At 67.7% G+C, this 24,755-nt stretch carries 23 protein-coding genes, 1 tRNA gene and 1 pseudogene; 11 read left to right on the top strand and 14 right to left on the bottom strand.

Going from position 1 to position 24,755, the window contains the following annotated elements; translation table 11 throughout:
- Positions 1-88 precede the first annotated feature (88 nt).
- The 5 genes from AC0IWM_RS06415 to AC0IWM_RS06435 all read left to right on the top strand — a co-directional run bounded on the left by AC0IWM_RS06415 (position 89) and on the right by AC0IWM_RS06435 (position 4,827).
- Positions 89-1,654, top strand: a complete 1,566-nt coding sequence (locus AC0IWM_RS06415; protein WP_471753605.1) for an acyl-CoA synthetase — start codon at positions 89-91, stop codon at positions 1,652-1,654.
- Positions 1,655-1,784: 130 nt separating this feature from the next.
- Positions 1,785-1,876 (top strand) — tRNA-Ser (locus tag AC0IWM_RS06420).
- A gap of 513 nt (positions 1,877-2,389) precedes the next feature.
- Positions 2,390-2,665, top strand: coding sequence for a hypothetical protein (locus tag AC0IWM_RS06425; protein ID WP_471753606.1), 276 nt, complete (start codon positions 2,390-2,392; stop codon positions 2,663-2,665).
- 206 nt (positions 2,666-2,871) lie between these two features.
- On the top strand, positions 2,872-3,159 hold the full coding sequence (locus AC0IWM_RS06430) for a hypothetical protein (RefSeq protein WP_471753607.1): 288 nt from the start codon (positions 2,872-2,874) through the stop codon (positions 3,157-3,159).
- A 234-nt stretch (positions 3,160-3,393) separates the two neighbouring features.
- Positions 3,394-4,827: a mannose-1-phosphate guanylyltransferase/mannose-6-phosphate isomerase gene (locus AC0IWM_RS06435; RefSeq protein WP_471753608.1), complete on the top strand. Its 1,434-nt coding sequence runs from the start codon at positions 3,394-3,396 to the stop codon at positions 4,825-4,827.
- Positions 4,828-5,159: 332 nt separating this feature from the next.
- Here the strand turns inward: AC0IWM_RS06435 and AC0IWM_RS06440 are convergent, their stop codons facing one another.
- Entirely contained in the window at positions 5,160-5,462 is a 303-nt protein-coding gene (locus AC0IWM_RS06440) for a DUF6894 family protein (RefSeq protein ID WP_471753609.1), read from the bottom strand.
- Between the two features lie 222 nt (positions 5,463-5,684).
- Here AC0IWM_RS06440 and AC0IWM_RS06445 point away from each other — a divergent pair, with 222 nt between their 5' ends.
- Positions 5,685-6,518, top strand: a complete 834-nt coding sequence (locus AC0IWM_RS06445) for a YdcF family protein (protein WP_471753610.1) — start codon at positions 5,685-5,687, stop codon at positions 6,516-6,518.
- Here the strand turns inward: AC0IWM_RS06445 and AC0IWM_RS06450 are convergent.
- The 13 genes and pseudogenes from AC0IWM_RS06450 to paoA form a co-directional block, all read right to left on the bottom strand.
- Positions 6,476-6,736 (bottom strand): DUF3253 domain-containing protein, encoded by a 261-nt coding sequence (locus tag AC0IWM_RS06450; protein ID WP_471754112.1) that lies wholly within the window; start codon positions 6,734-6,736, stop codon positions 6,476-6,478. The two genes, AC0IWM_RS06445 and AC0IWM_RS06450, sit on opposite strands and share 43 nt — an antisense overlap.
- A 155-nt stretch (positions 6,737-6,891) precedes the next feature.
- The gene (locus tag AC0IWM_RS06455) at positions 6,892-7,614 is read right to left on the bottom strand and encodes a DUF599 domain-containing protein (RefSeq protein WP_471753611.1); all 723 of its coding nucleotides are present in this window, start codon (positions 7,612-7,614) and stop codon (positions 6,892-6,894) included.
- 113 nt (positions 7,615-7,727) lie between these two features.
- Entirely contained in the window at positions 7,728-8,009 is a 282-nt protein-coding gene (locus AC0IWM_RS06460) for an acylphosphatase (protein ID WP_471753612.1), read from the bottom strand.
- A 208-nt stretch (positions 8,010-8,217) separates the two neighbouring features.
- Positions 8,218-8,649, bottom strand: coding sequence for a gamma-glutamylcyclotransferase family protein (locus tag AC0IWM_RS06465; RefSeq protein ID WP_471753613.1), 432 nt, complete (start codon positions 8,647-8,649; stop codon positions 8,218-8,220).
- A 67-nt stretch (positions 8,650-8,716) separates the two neighbouring features.
- Positions 8,717-10,720 carry an acetyl-CoA carboxylase biotin carboxylase subunit gene (locus tag AC0IWM_RS06470; protein WP_471753614.1) on the bottom strand — a complete coding sequence of 668 codons (2,004 nt, stop codon included), beginning with the start codon at positions 10,718-10,720 and terminating at the stop codon, positions 8,717-8,719.
- A gap of 197 nt (positions 10,721-10,917) precedes the next feature.
- Positions 10,918-11,352 (bottom strand): hypothetical protein, encoded by a 435-nt coding sequence (locus tag AC0IWM_RS06475; protein WP_471753615.1) that lies wholly within the window; start codon positions 11,350-11,352, stop codon positions 10,918-10,920.
- 176 nt (positions 11,353-11,528) lie between these two features.
- The gene (locus AC0IWM_RS06480) at positions 11,529-11,951 is read right to left on the bottom strand and encodes an aspartate 1-decarboxylase (RefSeq protein WP_471753616.1); all 423 of its coding nucleotides are present in this window, start codon (positions 11,949-11,951) and stop codon (positions 11,529-11,531) included.
- 170 nt (positions 11,952-12,121) lie between these two features.
- Positions 12,122-12,384, bottom strand: a pseudogene (locus AC0IWM_RS06485) (transposase); the annotation flags it as partial.
- 115 nt (positions 12,385-12,499) lie between these two features.
- Positions 12,500-13,219 carry a RibD family protein gene (locus AC0IWM_RS06490; protein WP_471753617.1) on the bottom strand — a complete coding sequence of 240 codons (720 nt, stop codon included), beginning with the start codon at positions 13,217-13,219 and terminating at the stop codon, positions 12,500-12,502.
- Positions 13,220-13,242: 23 nt separating this feature from the next.
- The gene (paoC, locus tag AC0IWM_RS06495; protein ID WP_471753618.1) at positions 13,243-15,453 is read right to left on the bottom strand and encodes an aldehyde oxidoreductase molybdenum-binding subunit PaoC; all 2,211 of its coding nucleotides are present in this window, start codon (positions 15,451-15,453) and stop codon (positions 13,243-13,245) included.
- Positions 15,454-15,505: 52 nt separating this feature from the next.
- The gene (paoC, locus tag AC0IWM_RS06500; protein ID WP_471753619.1) at positions 15,506-17,710 is read right to left on the bottom strand and encodes an aldehyde oxidoreductase molybdenum-binding subunit PaoC; all 2,205 of its coding nucleotides are present in this window, start codon (positions 17,708-17,710) and stop codon (positions 15,506-15,508) included.
- 3 nt (positions 17,711-17,713) lie between these two features.
- On the bottom strand, positions 17,714-18,664 hold the full coding sequence (locus tag AC0IWM_RS06505) for an FAD binding domain-containing protein (RefSeq protein WP_471753620.1): 951 nt from the start codon (positions 18,662-18,664) through the stop codon (positions 17,714-17,716).
- Positions 18,661-19,254 (bottom strand): aldehyde dehydrogenase iron-sulfur subunit PaoA, encoded by a 594-nt coding sequence (gene paoA / locus AC0IWM_RS06510; RefSeq protein WP_471753621.1) that lies wholly within the window; start codon positions 19,252-19,254, stop codon positions 18,661-18,663. The genes AC0IWM_RS06505 and paoA overlap by 4 nt, the downstream gene beginning before the upstream one ends.
- Before the next feature lie 269 nt (positions 19,255-19,523).
- On the opposite strand from paoA, the gene AC0IWM_RS06515 reads away from it, so the two are divergent.
- From AC0IWM_RS06515 to AC0IWM_RS06535, 5 genes are all read left to right on the top strand, one after another.
- Positions 19,524-20,414, top strand: a complete 891-nt coding sequence (locus AC0IWM_RS06515; RefSeq protein WP_471753622.1) for a LysR family transcriptional regulator — start codon at positions 19,524-19,526, stop codon at positions 20,412-20,414.
- A gap of 514 nt (positions 20,415-20,928) precedes the next feature.
- Positions 20,929-21,420, top strand: a complete 492-nt coding sequence (locus AC0IWM_RS06520) for a MarR family winged helix-turn-helix transcriptional regulator (RefSeq protein WP_471753623.1) — start codon at positions 20,929-20,931, stop codon at positions 21,418-21,420.
- Complete coding sequence (locus AC0IWM_RS06525) at positions 21,417-23,459, top strand: FUSC family protein (protein ID WP_471753624.1); 2,043 nt, start codon at positions 21,417-21,419, stop codon at positions 23,457-23,459. Before AC0IWM_RS06520 ends, AC0IWM_RS06525 begins: the two co-directional genes overlap by 4 nt.
- Positions 23,456-23,665, top strand: coding sequence for a DUF1656 domain-containing protein (locus AC0IWM_RS06530; RefSeq protein WP_471753625.1), 210 nt, complete (start codon positions 23,456-23,458; stop codon positions 23,663-23,665). Before AC0IWM_RS06525 ends, AC0IWM_RS06530 begins: the two co-directional genes overlap by 4 nt.
- Before the next feature lie 59 nt (positions 23,666-23,724).
- On the top strand, positions 23,725-24,672 hold the full coding sequence (locus tag AC0IWM_RS06535; RefSeq protein WP_471753626.1) for an efflux RND transporter periplasmic adaptor subunit: 948 nt from the start codon (positions 23,725-23,727) through the stop codon (positions 24,670-24,672).
- Positions 24,673-24,755 lie beyond the last annotated feature (83 nt).

Below are 24,755 nucleotides of genomic sequence, written 5' to 3' on the forward strand. Positions count from 1 at the left end.
CGCCGGCAAATCCGTCGCAGGAAGGCGGGCGCCCTTGTCGGGGCGTCCGCTTTCGGCTTCCCTGTGCGGGTCGCCACGGAGCCTTCTCTTGACCGCATCCTATGCCGTTGCCCCCGAAACCTCTCGGTTCAACGGCGCCCGTCACTGCCTCGCCGAGAACGCCCGCCTGCGCGCCGACAAGACGGCGCTCATCATGGCGGGTGCCGGCGACGACGCCCGCACCCTGACCTTCGGTGAGGTCGACCGTGCGGTGCGCAGCATCGGTGCGGGGCTTCGGTCCCTGGGTCTCGAGCCCGGCGCCCGGGTGATGATCCGCATGGGCAACGAGGCCGATTACGTCCTCGTCTATTTCGCGGCCCTGGCGGCGGGCTTCGTCGCCCTGCCCTCCTCGCCGCAATTGACTGAGCCCGAGGCGGCGTTCCTGATGGAGAACTCAGGCGCGTCGGTGGTCGTCGCCGGCGCCGGCCATTCCGTCGATCGGGCCGGGCTCGGCGGTCGGATCCTGCTCCGGTCCGACGACATCGCCGCCATGAAGGCCGGCCCCGCCCTGCCCGACTACGCCGAGACCGGCGCCGATGATCCGGCGACCCTGGTCTATACCTCCGGCACGACCAGCCGCCCCAAGGGCGTTCTGCACGCCCACCGGGCGATCCGCGGCCGCCGGCCGATGCACGCGCACTGGCTCGGCCTGTCCGAGCACGACGTGATGCTCCATGCCGGCACGATGAACTGGACCTACACCCTCGGCGTCGGCATCACCGACCCCTGGGCCTGCGGCGCCACCGCGGTGCTCTACGACGGCCCGCGCGATCCGGCGATCTGGCCGGCGCTCATCGCGCGCCACGGTGCGACGCTGTTCGCCGCCGTGCCGAGCCTCTACCGGCAGATCCTGAAATATGCCGACCTCGGTGCCGTCGACCTCGGCACCCTGCGCCACGGCGTGACGGCGGGCGAGGCGCTGGCGCCCGAACTCCTCGCCGCCTGGACGCAGGCGACCGGGAAACCCCTCTACGAGGCCCTCGGGATGAGCGAGTGCTCCACCTACGTGTCGAGCGGCCCGACCATTCCGGTGCGTCCCGGCTCACCCGGCAAGCCGCAGCCCGGGCGCCGCGTCGCGATCCTGCCGACGGAAGGCCCGGCCGAGCCGCTGCCCCCCGGTGAGATCGGTCTCCTCGCCATCCATCGTTCCGAGCCCGGGCTGATGCTGGGGTACTGGAACCGGCCCGAAGAGGAGGCGTCGGTGATGCGCGGCGACTGGTTCGTCGGCGGCGATCTCGCGAGCCTGGACGCGGACGGTTACCTGACCTTCCATGGCCGCAACGACGACCTGATGAACGCATTCGGTTACCGGGTTTCGCCGAACGAGATCGAGGGTGTCCTGATCGAGCACCCGGACGTCGCCGAGGTCGGGGTGGCGGAGATGCCCGTCCGGGCGGACCTCAGCGTGATCACCGCCTTCGTGGTGGCGAAGCCAGACACCGATCTCGACTCCGATGACATCCTCGCCTGGTGCCTCGATCGCCTGGCCGCTTACAAGTGCCCGCGCGAGGTGCGCTTCCTCGAAGCGCTCCCGCGCACCGCGAACGGCAAGGTTCAACGCAAGCGCCTCGCCAGCGCCGGGGGATTGGTTCGACACGACCGTGTCGGGCCGTGATGCTGTCCCGGACGATCGACCAGTCCCTGTGCCTCAGCCGGCACGGAGGTCCGGAACGCTTCGATTTCCCCGCGACGCCACCAATCGCAGCTTGACCCGCCGGATGCGAAATTCTAGATCGACGGCCTGCGGAGACGTGGCCGAGCGGCTGAAGGCACTCGTTTGCTAAATGAGCATACCCCGAAAGGGGTATCGAGGGTTCGAATCCCTCCGTCTCCGCCATTCGAGCGTCCAGCTCAAGAACTCGGTTGTTTAGAACCGTTCGTTGCGCGACCGATGCCCTCATGTGGATCGCGCCCAGCATGGCGTAATCCCGGTATTGTTGCGTAGTCGCAGCAAAGCCAGGGCAACCGCTTCCGAGCGTGAATGACATGCAATAGCTTGGCTCAGGACGCATCGCGCAGAAACTGCGTCCGGCTTTCTTGTTGCTCCATGAGTCTCGGTCCCCGTTCAAGAGTGGCCCGAGTCGATTTCGCCTCGAGCCTGCAAAGGGGGCGACAATAGGTGGGCCGTAACCCGTCAACACGGCAGATTCGATTGACCTGACGCCGGCCACTTCTTGTCCGGGTAGAAATCGTCATCTTTAGACGCTGATCATCGGTCTTCGCGCGCGCGATCACGGCGATACGGCCGGGTGTCTCCGCACCTGATCCATCAATGGGGCGCGCCTTGGTCACAGGAACAGGCGCTCGGAGCCGCAGGTTGATGCGAAGAACTTGAACCTCGGGATTTCCTATGAAGATTTCTGCTTTCGTGGCGGGCGCTTGTGCGCTCGCGATCCTGATAACGCAGCCGGCTCTGGCCCAGGGTGTCCTGGGACCGGAAGGTCGCCCTGGCGTCATCATTCAGAATCAGCCGAACACGACCGGCAACAGTAATGACGTCGTCATATCCTACGGTGCGACCGGCGCCGACACGGTGACAACCAATTCGGCCGCGGGTGGGAATGCGAGCCGGCCGGAGCAGGCATTTCCCAACGGCAGCGCCAATGGCGGCCCCGGCGGCCGCTGAACTGGGTGCCTGCCAGTCCGAGAACCTTGACGACGCGCCCGTTCGACCCGGCCTGAGCGAGGCTGCGTCGTACTGGAAGTGCCTGAGTGCGCCTGCTCCGGCGGCAACCCAGGGTGTGCCTGCACGGCAAGGAAGGTTCAACGGACTGTCTTCGAACCGAGGCGCCGAACCGTTGTCGGCGTCCAGATGCGCTGGCATGATGGGTCATGCCGCAGACATCCTATCCCCGCTGGTCGCCCGCCGAACTCGTCGACGAACTGCGTGAGGCCGCCGAGGAGATCGCGCCCGAACTGAACGGGATCCGCGCCGAGGAAACCCTGGAGGGTGAGTCGGCGCAGATGATCGAGGAGATGGCCGACGCTTTGAAGAGGATCGCCCGGGGCGATCCGAGACCCCAGGAGATCGCCCGCGCGGCCTTGGCCGCTCAGACACCCCGCAAACCGATCGGGCGCCCGCAGCCGGCGGCGCGCAAGCCTCTGAAGACGCGGCGCTGACGTCGCCACGCAGGATGTGGCCAAGCGGCCCGTACCCGATGTCCCGACGGCCGGATCGATGCTCTGATCCGTGTGATCGGCGGATTGGGGAAACCGGACCCTTGGTGGTCATTCCAGGCCAATGCGAGGTGGCGTGGCTGCTGCTGAACTGGTAGAGCACGCAATTGTTGCACTGCAATCTGTATAGGGCTCGTCGGCCCTATGCGTCCTGCAATTTACGAGGCGATTGGTCGAATGTCTGAGCCTGCCGGCGTCTTGATCCATCCGATCATCCTGTGTGGTGGCTCGGGCACCCGGCTGTGGCCGGCCTCGCGCGAGAGCATGCCCAAGCAGTTCACGCCGCTCGTCAATCCGGACAGCTCGACCTTCCAGGACACCGCCCGGCGCCTGGCCGACACCCGGGTGTTCTCCCGCCCCACCGTACTCACCAGCAGCGATGCGCGCTTCATCGTCGCCGAGCAGCTGCAGCAGACCGGCATCGCGGCCGACATCATCCTCGAGCCCGAGCGGCGCGACTCGGCCGCGGCGGTCGCCGTCGCCACCCTGCACGCGGCGCGGCGCGACCCTGAGGGCGTCGTGCTGATCATGGCCGCCGACCACGTCATCGGCGACACCCCCGCCTTCGTGGCGGCCGCCGAGGCCGCCGCCGCCGGCGCCCGGGCCGGGGCGATCATGACCCTCGGCATCACCCCGACCGCGCCCGCCACCGGTTACGGCTACATTCGCGTCGGCGCAGCCCTGGCGGGGGGCGCGGGCAACCACGCGGTCGAGCGCTTCGTCGAGAAGCCCGATCGCGACGGCGCCCTGCGGCTGATCGACGAGGGCGCCCTGTGGAACTCGGGCTACTTCCTGTTCCGCGCCGACGTGATGCTGGCCGAGCTCGAGGCCCATGCCCCGGAGATCCTGGCCGCCACCCGCGCCGCGCTCGACGCGGCCGTGACCGACCTCGACTTCGTCCGGCTCGACGCGGCCGCCTTCGGCCGGGCGCCCAAGACCTCGATCGACTACGCCGTGATGGAGCGCACCCGGCATGCCGGCGTCCGTCCGGTCTCCTTCGCCTGGTCGGATGTCGGCACCTGGGACGCGGTCTGGGACGTGCTGGCGCACGATGCCGACGGCAACGCCGTCCGGGGCCGGGTCGAGACCATCGACACGCGCGGCAGCCTGATCCACAGCGAGGGCGAGCACCTGACGACGGTGGTGGGCCTCGACGACGTCGTCGTGGTGACCACGCCCGACGCCGTGCTGGTGACCTCGAAGGCGCGTTCGGGTCAGGTCAAGGATCTCGTCAACCGCCTGCGCGAGAAGGCGCATCCGGAGGCGGACGCGCATCGGCGGATGTACCGGCCCTGGGGCTGGTACCAGCGCATCGACATCGGCGAGCGCTTCCAGGTCAAGCGGATCATGGTGACGCCGGGCGGGCGGCTGTCCCTGCAGAAGCACTTCCACCGGGCCGAGCACTGGGTGGTGGTCAAGGGCACGGCGGAGGTGACGCTGAACGAGTCGGTGGTGCTGGTGCACGAGAACGAGGCGATCTACCTGCCGATCGGCTCGATGCACCGCCTGACCAACCCGGGCAAGATCCCGCTGGAGCTGATCGAGGTGCAGGTCGGCTCCTACACCGGCGAGGACGACATCATCCGCGTCGAGGATATCTACGGACGCTGAGGCGTCCGCGAGGATCGCCTCGACATCGGCACAATGGGAAATCTCCAGACCCTCGCCCATCGCGAGGGTCTGCTTCCCATTGGGCTTCGTCTCATCCGCCGGAACGATATGGTCGGGGCGGCGTCGGCACACCCATGGTTTCTATGAGAACTGCCGCGATTGCGATCGGTGCCGAGCCATGGGCGCTTCCGTGCGTGCGCCATCGCCGCACGAGCTGGATCGAACCCACATTTCCGATGACCTGCCAATCCACGAAGGTCTCGTTCGGCTCTAGGTCGTGGAAACCGTGCGAGGCTCGGTTCCGATACCGGAATGCAAGGCCCTGAAATCGATCAGGATTCGTCGGGATTGACCTCGACTGCGCCGGTGACCCGTTCGATATCGAGCGACAGATGCGCTCGGAAATGGACCTGCGCGCCCTCGCCGCGAACGATCGCCAGATAATCCTGCCGTTCGGCATCGACGCTGAATTCCTGCGCGATCTTGGCCATGATGCGCACGAGCTTGGTCCGCACGGCGTCCTCGTCGGACAACTCGAATCCGACCTTGTCCTTGACGAAATTCGCTCCGTCGTGGAGGTCGATGAAAAAGCGTGGCATTGACAATGATACCCGTGGGAATTTATCCCACTCCATAAGGTTAACCTAGGCCGTTCGAGAGCCGAGTGCAATCGGTGGTTCCTGCTTAGGTCTCATACGGGACAAATCTGTCAGTTCCGGGTCCCGCGCAAGCGGATGACGATGTCGCGGCCCGTTCCCGGTCCGGGCGATCGACCAACTCGTCGAGCGCGATAGGGACAAGGCCGCAGGCGTTGCGCTATCACGCCTCACCCGCCCACCCGCTTCGGTTGCCCGCGCATGTTTTTTCCACTCTCGAAGCTGCTGTTCTTTCTCGTGACGCCTTCGAACGCGCTGATCCTCCTCGCGCTCGCCGGAACCGGCCTGGCGGCGGCGGGGTGGCTTCGATCAGGGTTGTGGCTCGGCGGCCTAGCGGCACTGCTGCTCCTCGTGGCCGGCCTGTCCCCCCTCTCGGCCTTCGTTGCCCTGCCTCTGGAGGAGCGCTTTCCGGCCTTCGTCGAGGACGATCGGCCGGTGACCGGAATCATCGTCCTTGGCGGAGCGATCGAGACGCGGCTCTCGGCGAGTCGCGGACAGTTTCTCCTCAACGACTCGGCCGAGCGTCAGGTCGCCCTGGCGGACCTCGCCCGGCGCTATCCGCAGAGCCGCCTCGTCTTCAGCGGCGGGAGCGGCGCCCTCGGCGGGAGCAGAGCCTCGGAATCCGAGATCGTCGGGCGCTACGCCGACACGATGGGGCTGCCGCGCACCCGGCTCATCCTGGAGGACCGCTCCCGGAACACCCGCGAGAATGCACTCTTCACCGCCGAGATGGTGAAGCCGCAGCCGGACGAGCGCTGGCTCCTCGTCACCTCGGCCTGGCACATGCCGCGGGCCGTCGGCTGCTTCCGGCAGGCGGGCTTCACGGTCGCCGCCTACCCGGTCGATTACCGCACCGGCGGTTGGGACGATGTCTGGCGCATCAACGGCTTCGCTTCGGAAGGGCTGTCACTCCTCGACGTGATCACGAAGGAATGGTTCGGCCTCGTCGCCTACCGGCTGGCGGGTTACACCGATGCCCTGTTGCCGGCCCCTCAGGTCTCGTCCGATGCCGTCGCGACGGCGCCGAGCCGGTAGATGCCGCGGAAGTCGTCCGGGTCCTCCACGGGCTTACCCTTGCGAAGGATGGCGACCTCCCCGGCCTTGGTCATCCGCACCGCGATCCGGCGGATCGGTTGCATCAAGGGGCTCCATTCCTCCGGTTGCGGCCCGCCCAGTTCCCGGGCCACCTCCGACGGACACACCGTCTTTCCGGCGTCGCGCGCCGTGACGAGGCGCAGAATCGTCTCGGCGATGAGCGTCTCGGAGGGACCCTTGCGCTCCGGCCGTCCACCGGGCTTCGCCGCGACCTTCGGGGCGGGCGCGGAGACCGGTGCCTGCGGCGCCGGCGTCTTGGAGCGCGGAGCCTTCGGAGATGAGGTGCGCTGGCGTGTCGGCTTCTTGGGAATCGTCATGGCTGCCATCCCTGCCCTGTCCCGTCGTCTTCCGCCAGCAGGGCCGCGCGAATTCGCGAGGCGAATTGCCGTCGCCACATCACCAGCACCACCGCCGTCGTCGTCAGCATGAGCAGCCAGGGGCTCACGAACCAGCCGAGATAGGCCAGGGCGAAGAAGAAGGCCCGCTGGCCGCGGGCGAAGTGGCTGCCGGCGGCGATGTTCATCGCGGCGGCCTTGCGGGCCGCACGGAGCATCTGCTCCGGGGTTGCGTCCGATCCCTTAGGCGGTACCGCGCCGAGGAGGATCGCGCCGTAATTGAACAGCCGATAGGCCCAGGAGAACTTGAAGAAGGCGTAGACGAAGACGACCGCCAGGCCCGCGACCTTGATCTCCCAGGTCACCCGCGTTGCGACGGCGCCGAAGGGGAGCGCGCCGAACAGGGTCAGGACGTCATCGCCGGAGCGCGACAGGGTCAGTACGCCGCCCAGCGCGATCAGTGAGGTCGAGGCGAAGAACGCGGTCCCGTTCTGCAGGGAGGCGTTGATGGTCGTGTCGACCACCCGGTTGTCCCGCCCGATCAGCTGGAGCGTCCACTCCGCGCGCTGCGCGTTCATGATCTGGCTGAGGCTGGTCCGCCGACCGCGCATTCGCGCCACCGCGATGCCATAGCCGGCCCAGGCCGCCACGAAGTAGCAGAGGGCGGCGAGGTCGAGATAGGAGAAGTCGGCAGTCAGCATCGCGTCCGGTCTCTGGACGGCCGATCTGCGGGCGTCCCGTCCGGGCGCTAGCGCGGATGCCGACGCCCTGTCCAGCCGAAGCGGGGCCGGAACGTGTCACGGGGAGCGGGGCGTCAGCGGATCGCGAAGCCGGGTTGCGGAGGCGCCGCCTCGCTCTCGGTCACTGCGATCTCCGTGACGCGGGCTCCAGGAGGCCCGTGGCGGCAAGCCTCCAGCATCCGCGCCACGGCGTCGGGCGACCCCGACAAAATGGCCTCGACGGCTCCGTCCGACCGATTGCGGACGTGGCCTGCGAGGCCCCGGCGATCCGCCTCTTCGCGCACCCACATCCGGTAGCCGACGCCCTGGACCCGGCCGTGGATGACGACTGCGACGGTTCGGATCTCGGGGGTCACGGTGGCGTCCTTCCCAGGTTCGGCGGGCCGGCGGGGCTGTGCTGCGCCGAACGTTAGGGCACCCAGCCGGCGCGATGAAGTGCCCGACGCCGGCGAGCATGACAGGGGACTGGTTCCGGACCGGCACGGCTCGAAGACGGTCGGAGCCGAGCATTCCGCCGGCCGCGATCATGGGCCGGTTCACCACCGGATGGTTCAAGATCGCGCGTCAGCCGGCGCGTCCGCGCTGCCAGGTCTGCAGTTCCGTCCGATAGGCCGCCGGTAATTGCGCGGCGCCGGCTGCGGCCAGCACGGATTCGAGGTAGCCCGGTCGTGGAGCGCCCGTGGCGCTGGATCCGCCGAGGTAGATCAGCGCCCGCTTCGATCCGCCCGGCACCGAGACCGGCTGCACCGCCTTGGTATAGAGGCCCGAGGCGACGCCCTCGTAGCGGTCGAGGGCCGGCACGTCTCCCAGGGACAGATCCCACAGTGTACCGAACACGGTCGCGCGTGGGTCACGCACGACCGAGGCGTAGCCTTCGCGCATGATGATGAAACGGTGCCGGTTCAGACGGGCCTGCCCGATCAGGGTCGAGCGCGGGCAGCGCGCGGCCATGGCGCCGGCATCCATGTTCGCGCCATAGGCGAAGTAGAGGGGCATCGACCGGTCCTGGGCTTCCGGCCCGGAGCGCGTCCCGCAGGGGAGGCGCTCCGGAGCCGGGAGATCGTCAAGCGAATTCGAGGATGACCGCGTCGACCGCGAGACTGTCGCCTTCCTTGGCGGCGATCTTGGCGACGGTGGCGTCGCGCTCGGCGCGGAGCACGTTCTCCATCTTCATCGCCTCGACGATGGCCAGCGCCTCGCCGTTCTTCACCTCCTGGCCTTCCTTCACCAGGATCGCCTTGACGAGGCCGGGCATCGGGCAGAGCACCTGCTTGCCGGAGCCGGCATCTTCCTTCACCGGCATCAGGGCGGCCAGGGCCGCCTCGCGCTGGGTGTAGACGCGGGCCTCGGCGGCGGCGCCGGCGTGCTGGAGGGCGACGCCGTTGAGGAGGCCGCGGACCTGCATCGCCACGCGGGTGCCGTCGATCTCGCCCTGCCAGACCGGCTCGCCCGGGCGCCAGTCGGAGGAGACCGGCCAGGTGGCGCCGTCGGCGCCGGTGACGATGAGGGTACCGCCGACGGCGTCGACGGTGACGGGATAGGATTCGCCCGCCAGGACCACGACGCGGTCGCGCTCGAAATCCAGCAGCGCCGGATCGCGCATCTGGCCGGAGATGCCGCGCTTGCGCTGGTTCATCTTGTGGTCGATGGCCGCCGCCGCGGCTGCCATGCGCCGGGCGATCTCGCCCTGAGGCTCCGGGGCGACGAATCCGTCCGGGAACTCCTCCGCGATGAAGCCGGTGGAGAGGTTGCCCGAACGCCAGCGCGGATGCGCCATCAGGGCCGCCAGGAACGGGATGTTGTGGCGGATGCCCTCGATGGCGAAGGCGTCCAGCGCCTCGCCCTGCGATTCGATGGCCTCGGCCCGGGTCGGCGCCCAGGTGACGAGCTTGGCGATCATCGGATCGTAGTGGATCGCGATCTCGCCGCCCTCTTCCACGCCGGTGTCGTTGCGGACGATGGCGCCGCCGAATCGGCCCTCGGCCGGCGGCCGGTAGGTGGTGAGGCGCCCGATCGAGGGCAGGAAGTTGCGGGTCGGGTCCTCGGCGTAGACGCGGCTCTCGACCGCCCAGCCGTCGAGCTTCACGTCTCCCTGGCCCAGCGGCAGCGCCTCGCCGGCCGCGACCCGGATCATCAGCTCGACGAGGTCGAGGCCGGTGATCATCTCGGTGACCGGGTGCTCCACCTGAAGGCGGGTGTTCATCTCGAGGAAGTAGAAGGACTTGTCCTGGCCGGCCACGAACTCGACGGTGCCGGCCGAGTCGTAGTTCACGGCTTTCGCCAGGGCCACGGCCTGCTCGCCCATCTTGCGGCGGGTGGCCTCGTCGAGGAGCGGCGACGGCGCCTCCTCGATGACCTTCTGGTTGCGGCGCTGGATCGAGCACTCGCGCTCGCCGAGGTAGATCACGTTGCCGTGCTTGTCGCCGATCACCTGGATCTCGATGTGGCGCGGGTCGGTGATGAACTTCTCCACGAAGACGCGGTCGTCGCCGAAGGACGAGGCGGCCTCGGACTTGGCGCGGGCGAAGCCCTCCGCCACTTCGCCGGACGAGTGGGCGATGCGCATGCCCTTGCCGCCGCCGCCGGCGGAGGCCTTGATCATCACCGGGTAACCGATCTCGTCCGCGATGGTGACCGCGTGCTCGGGGCTCTCGATGACGCCGAGGAAGCCCGGCACGGTGGAGACCTTCGCCGCCGAGGCGGCCTTCTTGGATTCGATCTTGTCGCCCATCGCGGCGATCGCGCCGGGGTTCGGGCCGATGAAGACGATGCCGGCCGCCTCCAGGGCGCGGGGAAACGACTCGCGCTCGGACAGGAAGCCGTAGCCCGGATGCACGGCCTGGGCGCCGGTCCGCTTGCAGGCCTCGATGATCTTGTCGATCAGCAGGTAGGACTGCGCGGCCGGGGCCGGTCCGATATGCACGGCCTCGTCGGCCATGGCGACGTGCACCGCATCGCGGTCGGCATCCGAGTAGACCGCCACGGTCTTGATGCCCATGCGACGGGCGGTCTTGATGATGCGACAGGCGATCTCGCCACGGTTCGCAATCAGGATCTTGTCGAACATCTTTCCGCGCACTCTGGTCAGTCAGGGAACAGGCGGCGTCTCCAAACGCCCAAGCTCGTTCCCGTTAAAGCAGTTATGCGGCTTCGGGAAGCTGACTGATCCGGGGCGGCAGCCCGAATATGTAGGTGCGCTGCCGACATTCCGACGGTGCGATGCACCATCACATTTTGAATGCGAAATATCGGGGCTGCCGGCCCTCAGGCAGCCAGCAGTTCGCGGGTCCGATCGTGATCGGCGGTGGCGCGATTGGCCGCCAGCGCGAAGGCGATCAGGGCCTCGTCGCTGGCCTGGGCCTCGCGGATCACCTCGCGGGCGAGGCGGGCGGCGAGCCGGGTCGGGCCGCAGCCGGCGCGCAGGGAGCCGACGAGCCAGGTCGCGACCCCGGAGTCGATGTAGCCGGTGGGACGCTCGCCCCAGACCGCGAAATCCACCACGGCAGCGACGAGGTAGTCCCCGAAGGCCGGATCGGCGGTGGTGACGATGCGCTCCAGGGCGATCAGCATGTCGGCCTCGTCGCGGCAGACGAAGCCCTCGGGGAGAACCTCCCGGGCCAGGACCTGGACATCCTCGGCCGTGATGCGGTCGGCGGCGACGATACGGTTACAGAAAACCTGAAGCGAAAGGTTGATCATGTCTTGATGCCTCCCCGGCTTTGTCTTGGCCGGTCTGTGTCCCTGTCGATGGTTCGACTATGCAGGACGGCATCGTTCAAGCGGTTAACGGGCAAATCTGAATCAATGTTCAGGTTAAAGCCTGCTCACGAATGAGCCTTTCGAAATCATGACGGTCGCGGCACCGGGTCGTCCGCTCAGCCGGCGGTCCCGGGACCGAGGATCCGCATGTCGAGGCGTCCCGCCTCGTCGCGGAAGACGTCGTAGGTCACGCGGTCGCTGACCGTATTGCCCTCGCCGAAGATGAGCACCCGCGGCTTCTGCGCGATCACGTCGTCGATGGAGCCGTAGGTCGCGGAGGCGATGATGACCTCGTCGCCCACCTGGCAGGTGCGGGCGGCGGCGCCGTTGAGGATGCAGCAGCGCGATCCGGCTTCGCCGTAGAGGACGTAGGTGCTGATCCGGGCGCCCGACATCTTGTTCCAGATCTCGACGAATTCGAGGGGATCGAGGCCGACCTCCCGGCAGAACTCAGCGTCGAGCGTGATCGAGCCGTGATAGTTCAGGTCGGCACCGGTCACCCTGAGGCCGTGCAACTTGGCGCGGACGAAACTCTGCATCGATCTGGCCTTCCTTGGTGCGGCCGCGTTGTTAGTCGCCGCCCGCAGCCGACGCCAGTCCCAACCGTCGCAGCCGGATACCCCGGGTCGCGGATGCGGGAGAACGGAGCGGAGACCGGCCGCCTCGGACCGGACCGCCGGGCTCGGGAGAGCGATGGCGGGTCTCACCACTTTCGCTTGAGCACATCCTGCAGCATCGAGCGATCCAGCGTCAGGTCTGCGACCAACCGCTTGAGCTTGCCGTTCTCGTCCTCCAGCTGCTTCAGCCGCCGGATCTCAGGCACGCCCATGCCGACGAACTGCTTCTTCCAACGGTAAAACGTCGGCTCGGATACACCCATCTCGCCGCACAGACCTCGTCCACCGTCGCACCGTTCTCCGCCTGCCGCAGGGCAAAGGCGATCTGTTCGTTCGTGAAACGCTTGCGAGGCATGGCATCCTCCCTCCTTAAGGGTTCAGGATGCCCGAAAACTTGCGTTCAGCGCGGACCAGTTCGCTGGGTCAGGGTCAGGTGGCCTTTAACCGGGGGCGGTTCATGCTCACGAGGCTCAGGCGCCGGGAGCATCCTCGACGGCATACTTGAGCCAGACGGTGCCGCCTTCCAAAGTCTCGGTGTGGCGATGCCGAAGCGCCTTGCCGGCCGCCGGCCGCTCGTCGGGCTCGCCGTGGTACTCGAAGATGGTTGATACGCCCGCAAGGCCATCAAGGGCGGGCGAGACAAGCAGGCTGACCTCGTCGATCAGCCCGGCTTTCAGGAAAGCGCCATTGATGATGCCGCCGCCCTCCAGCAACAGGGTCCTTACGCCGAAAGTGTCGCCCAGGGTCGCCATCGCACCTACGAGGTCCCGGCCGTCCGGACCGGCGAAGATGTAGGAGACCCCGTCCTCGCGGAGCTCAGCCAGATAGTCATCCGTGACGCCCTCGCTGAGGACCGCCACGATATGGTCCCCGCCTGCGTCGTCCCGGCCATAATGCACCTTCCCGTGAGGGTCGATTGCGACGGCCAAGTCGCGGCCGTTTCGCTTGCCGACATGAGTCTGGCGGAGGTCACCAGGAACGGTCTCGGGTTTGCGCGGATGCCCCTTGGCGATCTCGGCCATTGTCGTGCGACCCACGATCCAGCCCTCCGCATCGAGGCGTGCCGCGGTCTCGTCATAGTACCGGTGAACCAAGCCCTGCTCGACGCCGGCGGCGGGAGGTGTCCAGCGACCGGGGTGCAGCCGGCCGTCGATGGAACTGCTCATGTGGCAGATGATCCTGGGGCGCATGATGAAGGTTCCGGTGGTTCGGGTCAGGCCACGTCGGGCATACGGTCGATGAGCTTGTCGAGCGTGATCGGGTAGTCACGCACCCGCACGCCGGTCGCGTTGTAGACCGCGTTCGCAATCGCCGGAGCGACGCCGACCAGCCCGAGCTCGCCGACGCCCTTGGCCTTGACCGGCGACATGGTCGGATCGACCTCGTCGATGAAGATCGCGTCGAGGTGTGGAATGTCGGCGTGGACCGGCACCTCGTAGCCGGCAAGGTCGTGGTTGACGAAGAAGCCGCGCTTCGTGTCGACCGCCATCTCCTCCATCAGCGCTGCCCCGACGCCCATCACCATGCCGCCGATGACTTGGCTGCGCGCCGTCTTCGGGTTGAGGATGCGGCCCGCCGCGCACACCGCCAGCATCCGGCGGATACGGATCTCGCCGGTGTAGGCATCGACGCCGACCTCGGCGAAGTGCGCCCCGAAGGTCTGCTGGGCGAACTTCTTGGAGAGGTCGCCGAACTCCATGGTGTCCTCGACGACAATGTCGCCATCCTTCGCGGCGTTGCCGAGCGGCACCACGCGATTGCCGGAGCGGACCTCGCCATCGGCGAAGGTGGCATCGGCGGAGTTAAACCCGAGCTTTTGGGCCACGGCCTCGCGCAACTTCACGCAGGCGGCATAGACGCCGGCGGTGACGGAGGGCGCGCCCTGCTGTCCGCCCGACCCTGGGGTCTCAGGAAAATCGGAATCCCCCAGTTTCGCGACGACGCAGTCGATGCCGACGCCCATCATCTCGGCGGCGGTCTGGGCTACGATGGTGTAGCTGCCGGTGCCAATGTCGGTCATGTCGGTCTCGACCGTGACGACACCGCGCCCGTCGAGCCGCACGCGGGCACCCGACTTGGCGATCTTGGCGGCGCGGATCGCACCCGCCATGCCGATACCGACAAGCCAGCGGCCCTCGCGTACGCCGGCGGGGGCGGCTTTGCGCCGATCCCATCCGAACCGCTCGGCGCCCATTCGCAAGCACTCCACGAACGGTCGGGTCGAGAACGGCATCTCGGGATGCTCCGGGTCGACCTGGGTGTCGTTGAGGGCCCGGAACGCGACCGGGTCCATCCCGAGTTTCTCCGCCATCTCGTCCATGGCGATCTCAAGCGCCATCAAGCCTGGCGCCTCGCCCGGAGCCCGCATAGCGTTACCCTCGGCGAGGTCGAGCACCGCCAACCTCTGGCGGGTCATCCGGTTGGCGCCGGCGTAGAATGACCGCGTCGCGGCCGTCGATGGCTCGGTCCGGCCACCCGCGAGGTTGCCGTTGAGGTTGTCGTGCCCGATGGCAGTGATCCGTCCGTCCTTGGTCGCCCCGATCCAGATGCGCTGGACCGTCGCCGGGCGGTGGATGGTGGTGTTGAACATCATCGGGCGCTGAAGCGCGAGCTTGACCGGCCGACCCGCCACCCGCGCGGCCACCGCGGCCAGGGCAAGGTCGGTCTGCACGGTTCCTTTTCCGCCGAAGCCGCCGCCGATGTAGGGCGAGACCAGACGGATCTTGTCCTTTGGAATGCCGAGGGTCTTGGCGAGATCGCGCACGCCCCAGTTCATCTGCTGGATCGCGGTGTGGCAGGTCAGGCGGTCACCGTCCCAGGAGGCGATGGTGGCGTGCGGCTCCATCATCGCATGCGCCTGGTCGGGGGTTGTGTAGGTCTCGTCCAGCTTGACCGGCGCGGCCGCGAACGCGGCCTCGAAGTCACCAACCTTGGTCTCGGGCTTACCCCCGAACTGGCCGGCCTCGGCGACCCGCGCCGTCGCCACCACCGCACCAAGATCGAACGAGCCTTGCTCCCGGGCATACTCGACCCCGACCAGGGCGGCAGCGGCGCGCGCCTGCTCGAAGGTCTCCGCGACGACGACGGCGACGGCCTGGTGGTAGTGGTCGATCTCGGGCGCGGCGAGGAAACGCTGGACGTAGAACTCGCCCTTGCCGAGCGTTCCCGCGTTCTCATGGGTGACGATGGCGACGACTCCCGGGGCGGCCTTGGCCGCGGCAAGGTCGATGGAGACGACATGTCCCTTGGCGATGCCGGAGCCGACGATGAAGCCGTAGGCCAGGTTCGCCTGCGGGTCGCGCCAGTCGGAGGCATATGGGGCGGTGCCGGTCACCTTGAGCGGACCGTCGACCCGGTCGAGGGGCTGCCCGACGACCTTGAGCCGGTCGATGGGATTGATGCCGGCGGGGGTATCGAACTTCATGATCTCACTCCTCGACCTTCGGTATCGGTGACACGCCTCTCGTCCGATGCGCTCATGCCGCGTCCGGCATGCGGTTCAGGAGCTTGTCGAGGGTGATCGGGTAGTCCCGCACCCGTAGGCCGGTGGCGTTGTAGACTGCGTTCGCCACCGCGGCGCCGACCCCGCAGATTCCGAGTTCGCCCACGCCTTTGGCCTTCATCGGCGAGGACATCGGATCCACCTCGTCGAGGAAGACGACCTCCTGATGCGGGATGTCGGCATGGACCGGCACCTCGTAGCCGGCGAGGTCGTGATTGACGAAGTACCCGCGCTTGGTGTCGACCGCGAGCTCCTCCATCAGGGCCGCGCCGACACCCATGGTCATCCCGCCGATGACCTGGCTGCGCGCCGTCTTCGGGTTGAGAATGCGGCCGCTGGCACAGACCGCAAGCATGCGGCGGACCCGGATCTCGGCCGTGGCCACGTCGACGCCGACCTCGACGAAGTGCGAGCCGAAGGTCGATTGCTGGTGGGTCTTGTCGAGGTCGCCGAACTCAATGGCGTCCTCGGCCACGGTGTCCCCGCCGGCCGCTGCCTGTGCCAGCGGTACGACGCGGTTGCCCGAGCGGACCTGACCGTCCTCGAAAACCGCGTCGGCCGAGTTGAACCCGAGCTTGCCGGCCACGGCCTCGCGCAGCTTCACGCAGGCGGCGTAGACGCCCGAGGTCGAGGAGTTGGCGCCGAACTGCCCGCCCGACCCGGAGGAGACCGGGAAATCGGAGTCCCCGAGGCGCACGATGACCTTGTCGAGGGTGACGCCCATCATCTCGGCCGCCGTCTGCCCGATGATCGTGTAGCTGCCGTTGCCGATGTCGGTCATGTCGGTCTCGACGATCACCATGCCCTTGCCGTCGAGGCGGATGCGGGCTGCCGACTTCAGCACCATGTTGTTTCGGAAGGCCGAGGCCATCCCCATCCCGACGAGCCAGCGCCCGTCACGGACCTGGCCGGGCCTACCGCGCTTGTCCCAGCCAAAGCGCTCCGCGCCCTGGCGCAGGCATTCGACGAGGCTGCGCTGCGAGAAGGCACGCTCGGGCTTCTCCGGGTCGACCTGGGTATCGTTGATCTCGCGGAACCGCACGGGGTCGAGCCCGAGCTTCTCCGCCATTTCGTCCATGGCGACCTCAAGTGCCATCAGGCCCGGCGCCTCGCCCGGCGCACGCATGGCGTTGCCCTCGGGAAGGTCGAGCACGGCGAGCCGCAACGCGGTCATGCGGTTGGGGGCGGCGTAAAGCAGGCGCGTCTGCAGGACCGCCGCCTCCGGCCCACCCTCCGGCAGGTCGCCCGACCAGCTCTCGTGACCGATGGCCGTGATCTTCCCGTCCGGGGTCGCACCGATGCGGATGCGCTGGATCGTGGCCGGCCGGTGCGTGGTGTTGTTAAACATCTGCGGACGCGTCAGCGCGACCTTCACCGCCCGGCCGGCCGCACGGGCGCCCAAGGCCGCGAGCAGGGCCTCGGATCGTAGGAACAGCTTGCCGCCGAAGCCGCCGCCGACGAAGGGCGACACCAGCCGAACCTTCTCCTGAGGGACGTCCAGGGTCAGCGCGAGGTCGCGTGTGCCCCAGGCGATCATCTGGTTCGAGGTCCAGACCGTGACCTTATCCCCGTCCCAGGACGCGACGGAGGCATGGGGCTCCATCATCGCGTGAGCGTGGTCCGGCGTCTCGTAGCTCTCGTCGAGCTTGACCGGCGCGGAGGCGAACGCGCCAGCGAAGTCGCCCACGGAGGAGGAGGATAGACTGCCCTGGACGTCGCCCGGGTCCTTCGCCCCGTCCTTCACCGAAGCAAGGTCGAAGGCGCCCTTCGTGGTGGTGTACTTCACCTTGACCAGGGCCGCGGCGGCACGGGCCTCTTCGAAGGTCTCGGCGACCACCAAGGCGATCGCCTGGTGGTAGTGCTCGATCTCGGGGCCGCCGAGGAGTTTTGCCGTGTTGAGCTTGCCCTTGCCGAGCTTGCCCGCATTCTCAGCGGTCACGATGGCGACGACGCCCGGGGCACCCTTGGCCGCCCCGAGGTCCATCGAGGCGATCCGGCCCTTGGCGATGGTGGCGCCGACGACGACCCCGTAGGCGAGCTTGGCCTGCGGGTCATGCCAGTCGTTCGCATAGGGGGCGGTGCCGGTGGTTTTGAACGGTCCGTCGATCCGGTCGGTGGCCTTGCCGACGACCTTGAGCCGGTCGATGGGGTTGGTGCCTGCGGGGGTGTCGAACTTCATGGTTCAGGCCCTCGCCTCGGTCAGGACGGCACCGAGCGTGCGCTCGGCGAGCTTCAGCTTGTAGGCGTTGTCCTCGGTCGGCTTGGCCCCAGCGAAGACCTTGTCGGTCACCGCCTTGGCGCCACGCGGCAGGTCGGCTTCGGCGGCCTCGACGCGCCAGGGACGCGGCGCCACCCCACCGAATGCCACGTGGCCGGTCCCGTCCTTGCCGATCACGGCGGCGACCGAAACGAGGGCGTAGGCGTAGGAAGCCCGGTCGCGGACCTTGCGATAGATGTGCGTCCCGGCGATGGGCTTCGGCAGCGTCACCGCGGTGATGAGCTCGCCGGCCTTGAGGATGGTGTCGAGTTCCGGCCTTTCGGCGGGCAGGCGATGGAAGTCAGCGACGGAGATCTTGCGCGTGGCACCCTTTGCATCGACGGTCTCGACGGTGGCGTCGAGGACCCGCATGGCCACTGCCATGTCGCCCGGATAGGTCGCGATGCAGGACTCGCTTGCGCCGATCACGGCAAGCTGCCGGCTGACCCCGTCGATGGCCGAGCAACCCGAGCCGGGCTGGCGTTTGTTGCAGGCCTGGGCGGTGTCGTAGAAGTACGGGCAGCGGGTACGCTGCAGGAGGTTTCCGGCGGTGGTCGCCTTGTTGCGCAACTGGCCCGACGCCCCGGCGACGATAGCGCGGCTGAGCACGCCGTAATCCTTGCGGACACGGGCGTCGGCAGCGAGATCGGTGTTGCGCACGAGGGCCCCGATCCGAAGGCCGCCGTCGGCCGTCGGCTCGACCGTGTCCAGGCCGAGCCCATTCACGTCCACGAGGTGGGTCGGGGTTTCGATCTGCAGCTTCATCAGGTCGAGGAGGTTGGTGCCGCCGGCGATGAACTTGGCGTTCGGGGTGCGTGCGACGGCGGCGGCAGCCTCGGCGGGCGTGCCCGGGCGCTCGTAGGTGAAGGACTTCATGCCTGCTTCCCCGCGACTTCGGTGATCGCCTCGACGATGTTGGAATAGGCGCCGCAGCGGCAGATGTTGCCGCTCATGCGCTCGCGGATCTCGGCGTCGGTGACCTCGTAGGTCCCGTTCAGGTCGGCGCTGACATGGCTCGGGATGCCGGACTTGATCTCGGCGATGACCGCCACGCTGGAGCAGATCTGGCCCGGCGTGCAGAAACCGCACTGGTAGCCGTCATGCTTCACGAAGGCCGCCTGCATCGGGTGGAGGTCACCCGGCTTGCCGAGTCCCTCGATGGTCATGACGCTGGCGTCCTGATGCATGACGGCCAGCGTCAGGCACGCGTTGATGCGCCGCCCGTCGACGATCATGGTGCAGGCGCCGCACTGGCCGTGGTCGCAGCCCTTCTTGGCGCCTGTCAGGTGAAGGTGCTCGCGGACCGCGTCGAGCAGGCTGGTCCGGGTGTCGAGTTCGAGCTCCCGGCGCTCGCCGTTCACCGTGAACCCTACCTTCGCCAGCACCGGCTTATCGGTTCCCGCAGGCGCGGCGCCCGCCGCCGAGGGGACGGCGGCCAGGGCCGCCGTGGCTGATGCAGCCACCATCAGATCTCTCCGGTTCAAATCGTAATCTCCAGGTCGTCCCATCTTGGTCTCCGAGCCTGCGTCAGGGGGCGATGGTGCGACGTCCGCCCATCGAAGGCGGGATGCCCATGGAAACACGCACACCTTGGATAAGCTCCAAGGTACGGCGCCGGATCTCGTTGATTAGTGCCTCCCCGCCACATAGGGTCATGAGCAAGGCTTATGGATCGCCCGAGAAACGGTCCCAGGCGATCCCGTCCACCCTTCGGAAAGCAGTGAGGAGCCGGTCTTTGGCACGAACCGATCTGACCGATCTGCTGTCCTTCGCGACGGTGTCGCAGGAGGGTAGCTTCACCCGTGCCGCGACGCGCCTGGGCGTCACGCAATCGGCCCTCAGCCACGCCCTGAAGGGTCTTGAGGCACGGCTTGGGGTGTCCTTGCTGACCCGGTCCACCCGCGGCGCCGTACCGACCGAGGCTGGGGAGCGCCTTCTGCGGATCGTAGGGCCCCAGTTCGAGCAGATCGATGTCGAGCTCGCAGCCTTGACGGAGATGCGGGACAAGCCCGCCGGCACCGTCCGCATCACGGCGCCCGAGGATGCGGCGGCGACCGTACTATGGCCGGCACTGGCGCGCCTGCTCCCGGACTACCCCGACATCAACGTCGAGATCGTCACCGAGCAGGCCCTGACCAACATCGTTGCCGAGCGCTTCGACGCCGGCGTGCGGATCGGCGAGCACGTCGAGAAGGACATGGTCGCGGTGCGCATCGGGCCGGACATGCGCATGGCCGTGGTCGGGGCGCCGGCCTACTTCAGAAAACGATTGAAACCCCGGCGTCCCGAGGATCTCACCGCCCATCGCTGCATCAACCTGCGGCGGCCGACCCGTGGTGGGTTCTACCCCTGGGAATTCGAGCGGAAGGGACAGGCCGTCGATGCCCGCGTCGAAGGCCAACTCGTATTCACCAGCCTGCCCCTGATCCGGGAGGGGGCGCTCGCCGGCCTCGGGCTCGCTTACCTCCCTGAAGACCACGTGGCGCAGGACGTGGCCGAGGGCCGGTTGGTGCGGGTCCTGAAGGACTGGTGCGAGCCGTTCCCGGGCTACCACCTGTACTATCCGAGCCGCCGCCAGCCCGCCCCGGCCTTCACGGTCCTATTGGACGCGCTCCGCCATCGTTGATGATGATACGAGACTATACTGACAGTCGAAATAATATTGCGGCCGGAGACTGGACTTTCGCCTCGATTTGGACGTCTCGCCTGCGACCCAATTTCGTTGGGCATCGGGCTGGGTTACGTGCCCATTAGTGGACATCTCCAAACAGAAATGAAATCCGAAAATACATCTCAGTGATAAATACAGATTACCCATGAGTTACGCTCAGACCATGGCGGATCGTCTGTCGCCTACATTGAGCATACCGGACAATTTACGCGCGCTGTTCGAGTGGATCGAGGCTAAAGCTTCTTCATAGCGAGTGCAGCCTATCCCGGCGACCAGATCGGCTTGTCGGGCACGCACCCAGGCCCGAAGGGTGCAGGCCGATCTGCCTATTCAACCCTTGGGCGTCCCGTAACCGCCTGTTTGGGTCCGATTTATACCCTTGAATGATCACTAGCTAATTGATAGTTAGCTATCAATACCGACGTCAGGGCGTCGATGCGCTCCGGCGCATTCGACCGCAGGGAGTGGGATGGTAGCTGAAACCCTACGCCAGCTTCGCTTGGCCTACACCCACACGCTGCTCCTCTCCGGACGCCAGTGGAGGCGCCTCGCCAACGCCACCACCGAGGCCTACGGCATATCCGAAGCCAAGGCCCTTCCGCTCGTGCTGATCGCCCGCATGGGCGGTGAGCCCCGCCAGAACACCCTGGCAGACGCGGTCGGCATCGAGGGCCCGTCGCTGGTGCGTCTCCTGGATCAACTGGAGAAGGCGGGCCTCGTCGCCCGCTGGGAGGACCCGACCGACCGGCGCGCGAAGGTACTGACTCTCACGCCCGTCGGACAAACTATCGTCACCCGTATCGAGGCGGACCTTGAGCGTCTGCGGAATGCGGCCTTCGCCAAGGTGAGCGCCGCCGACCTGGAGGCCGGCTGGCGCATGTTCCAGGCCCTGCAGGATCATATACGCAGCGACGCCGTGGGAGCCGACGCCGGGGCTCGACAAGGCGAGGCAACGGAATGACCCTTCCGGGCTGGCGCGACTGGGCCTTCTCGCTCAAGACCTTTGGGGCCGGCATGCTGGCCCTGCTCATGGCGTTCTGGATCGACTTGCCGAACCCCTACTGGGCACTCGGCACCGTCTACATCACGAGCCAGGTTCTCGCCGGCGCCACCCGCTCAAAGGCGCTCTACCGTGTACTCGGAACCTTGCTGGGCGCCGTGGTCACGGTCGCCCTCGTGCCAAACCTGGTGAACGCTCCGGAACTCCTGACGCTCGCCATCGCGACCTGGGTTGCGATGTGCTTGTACTTCTCCCTCCTCGACCGCACCCCGCGAAGCTACCTGATGATGCTCGCCGGCTACACGGCGGCGCTGATCGGGTTTCCATCCGTGAGCGATCCCGGAACCATGTTTGACACCGCCGTGGCGCGGTCCGAGGAGATCACCCTCGGCATCCTCTGCGCCGGCCTCGTAAATACGGTCGTGTTGCCGCAGTCGGTAGCGCCCGTGATCACCGGCCGGCTCGACCTGTGGCTGCGCGACGCCCGAGGCTGGGTCATCGACGTCCTCGGCCGCACCCGTACCGCGGCGGACTCGCAGGCGACCCGGTTGAAGCTGGCCTCGGACGCCGTCGCCTTCGACGCGCTGGCAACGCCCCTGCGCTACGACATGACCGGTGCGGAGCGCTCGGCCGATGCCATGGCTACCCTACGCCAGCACATGCTGATGTTCCTGCCCATTGCCTCTGCCATCTCGGACCGCATCGAGACGCTGGAGCGGGCGCGCGCCCTGCCACCACGCCTGCGGACCTTACTCGACGACATGGCTGCTTGGCTCGCCTCCGGGACCACCGAGCCGGCGGATGCCTATCGGCTGAAGGCCACCGCCGACGCCCTCGAACCCGGTCTCGGCGTCAAAGCATCGTGGGAGGACCTCGTGCTGGCGAGTCTGCTGGCACGGCTGCGCGACTTCATCGACCTGCGTCAGGACGCCCGCATCCTGCAGCGGCACATCGCGGACGGCACCCCGGTGACCGAGAACCTGACGTTCCGGTACACCGCCGCCGCCCGCTCGATCCGCCACCGCGACCATGGGATGGCGCTCCTCTCTGCGGTGGGCGTGTTCCTGACTATCCTCTTCACCTGCGCGATCTGGATCGCTACCGGGTGGCCGCATGGCTCCGCCGCCCCGATGATGGCGGCGGTTGGCTGCAGCTTCTTCGCCGCCCAGGACGACCCCGCACCGTTCATCGTCAGCTTCGCCAACTCGGCCATCGTCGGCGCCCTTGGAGCGGGTGCGTACCTCTTCGCGATCCTGCCACTTGCGACCACGTTCGAGATGCTGGTCCTGGCACTCGCCCCGGCCTTCCTGGTTTGCGGGGTCTTCATGGCCCAGCCGAAGACCGCGCCCCTGGCGATGGGTGCGGCGGTCAACGGCTCGGCCATGATCGCCCTCCAGGGCAGCTACAGCGCCGACTTCGCCGCCTTCACCAACTCCTCCGTCGCGGTCATCGTCGGGATGTGGGTGGCGGCCATTGTCACGCGCCTCGTCCGCTCGGTCGGCGCCGGCTGGTCGGCGCGGCGATTGCGGACCGTCAACCGCCGCAGCCTGGCCCGGGCCGCTGAACGCGAGGGCGCGCAGAACGGCCTTGAACTCGCGGCGCTCATGCTCGACCGGGTGGGCCTGATCGCACCCCGGCTTTCCGCGCTGCCGCCGGACGACGCGGAATGGACAGCCGATCTGCTCGCAGAAGTCCGGGTCGGCATCAACGTGGTCGAGTTGCGGCGCGACCGCCGGCAACTCCCGACGGAAGCGCGTAGAGCGGTCGAAGCGCTCCTCGGTGCGCTCTCGCAACACTTCGACGGCAGGGTCGAGGAGCCGCGAAGAGACCTGCTCGACAGCATCGACGGTGCGCTCGACGCCGTTGGCCGCGATGCGCCGCAAGCATCCGCGCAGGCCGCGCTGATGGGTCTCGTCGGCATCCGGCGGGCCCTCTTCCCGGAGGCGCCGCCCTACCGCTCTTCACATCCCACGAGCACGCATCCGGAGCTGGCGGCATGACCGGTGAACTCGACGTCTACGGCGTCTTCGTGCCGAGCCTTGCGGCCTGGATGCTGATCGCCTTCGCCATCAGCCTTCCCCTGCGGCGGTTACTGGCCTGGACCGGGTTGTACCGCCTCGTCTGGCACCGGCCGCTCTTCGATCTTGCCCTCTACGTCGTGCTCCTTGGCGTCGTCGTCTCAATCGCGGTGCCGCTTACCTCCTGACCGACGGGCTCCTCCGGCCGCCCCGCCTCGCCCCTGCCCAGACCATTCGGATCCACCCCATGCCTCGGGTTCTCACTCTCTCGTTCCGCCTCCTCGTCACCCTCGGGATGGTTGCCGCAGCCATTGTCGTCGGGCTGGCGCTTTGGGACTACTACATGGAGGCGCCCTGGACCCGGGACGGGCGGGTGCGCGCCGACGTGGTGCAAGTGGCGCCCGATGTATCCGGCCTCGTCACCGAGGTGCTAATCACGGACAACCAAGTGGTGAAGCGGGGTGACGTCCTCTTCCGCATCGATCCGGACCGGTTCACCCTGGCCCTGCGCCAGGCCGAGGCGATGGTCGAGGGCAAGAAGGCTACGGCCGTGCAGGCCGCCGCAGATTACGCCCGTTATTTGAAGCTGAGCGACGCGGCAGCGTCCCAGCAGAGGGTCGAGGCCGCACAGGCTACCGATCTGGAGGCCAAGGCCGCCTACGGGCAAGCGACGGCTGACCGCGACCTCGCCAAGTTGAACCTCGACCGCTCGGCCGTGAAGGCCTCGGTGAATGGACGCATCACCAACATGGGACTGCGACCCGGTACCTACGTCTCGACCGGCCACGGCGTGATGGCCTTGATCGACAGCGACACCCTGCGGGTAGAGGGTTACTTCGAGGAGACGAAGCTGCCGCGCATCCATGTCGGCGACCGCGCCAGCATCCGTCTGATGGGCGAGGCGGGGACGCTGACGGGCCACGTGGAGAGCTTTGCAGGCGGCATCGAGGATCGGGAGCGCACCGCCGGCTCCAGCCTGCTCGCCAGCGTCAACCCGACCTTCGCCTGGGTCCGGCTCGCCCAGCGCATTCCGGTGCGGATCAAGCTGGACGGCGTTCCGGACGAGACCCGGCTGGTCTCGGGCCGCACCGCCACGGTCGCGGTCGAGCCCAAGGACGAGACCCCGCACTTCAGCCTGTTCGGCGCCTGGCGCGGTGCGCCGGAACCCGTCTCGCGGGACGCGACCGCTCGTTGAGGTCCGCACCCTTGTTCGTTTGCTGGCGCCGACGAAGACAAGACCACCGCGCGTGGTGACGGCGCGGCCCGATACCGGCGTGC

Source organism: Methylobacterium sp. AC433 (assembly GCF_979253015.1).